This is a genomic window from Bacillus sp. AFS001701 (assembly GCF_002559405.1).
GTDB lineage: Bacteria > Bacillota > Bacilli > Bacillales > Bacillaceae_G > Gottfriedia.
In genome coordinates this window covers 1-733 of sequence record NZ_NTZO01000420.1, presented here as the reverse complement: position 1 = coordinate 733, position 733 = coordinate 1, and the positions used below count along the sequence as shown (strand labels likewise).

The 733-nt window shown below is 31.5% G+C and carries 1 protein-coding gene; it reads left to right on the top strand.

Features of this window, described 5'->3' with window-relative positions:
• Positions 1-76 precede the first annotated feature (76 nt).
• Positions 77-616 carry a hypothetical protein gene (locus CN514_RS20405; RefSeq protein WP_098234158.1) on the top strand — a complete coding sequence of 180 codons (540 nt, stop codon included), beginning with the start codon at positions 77-79 and terminating at the stop codon, positions 614-616.
• The last annotated feature ends 117 nt before the right edge of the window (positions 617-733 follow it).

Here is a 733-nt window from a genome sequence, read left to right as displayed (position 1 = left end):
ATGGCAGTTTAGTTGCATAATTATTTGGAATTTTATGGTAAAATATATGTGTTAAGGGTAAATGTTAGGAGATTCTATGAAGAAAAAAATGATTTTCGTTTTTATTTTTTTAATTGCATTTGGCTTGATTGTTAATTCGTACAGATTCCTTGAAGACGATCCATTCTATACAAAATTTGTAAAATCCACAGACCTTTCAAATGAAATCTTCGATAAAGTAGAGCTACACGATAATATTAATACTTCAGCTTACACAAAACGCTTTGGCAAACCGTTGGAAAAAGATGATAATGATGCCTACGATTACTACTTTTGGAAAAATGGATTAACAACTGCTTCCATCATCAATGGGGAAAACAAAGGAGAAATCGTCAGACTAGCCATCGGTAATATCAATGACAGTGAAAAACAGTCTGACCTTAAAACCAGTAAGGGAATCGGATTAGGCGATTCAAAAGAAAAGATCATTTCGTTATATGGACCAAATTATTTTAAATATGTCGAGCAAGGGTGCGATACCATCGGATATGTTGATAAAAAGAACAAGAAGATACTTGAATATTGGTTGGCGGATAAAGTGGTTGAAATTCGTTTAGATGATCTGAATATGGATTAAGTTAAAAAAGCATTAAAAAGACTGTTTGGTGAATACAGTCTTTTTTAGTACGCAAAAATCAACAATTTAGTTTAACAGAGTCAACTTATTAAAAATATTCTTATGTAACTAACGCAT

Excerpts from the sequence above, each read along its gene's own strand:
- CN514_RS20405 (WP_098234158.1), top strand. The coding sequence starts at position 77 with ATGAAGAAAAAAATGATTTTCGTTTTTATTTTTTTAATTGCATTTGGC.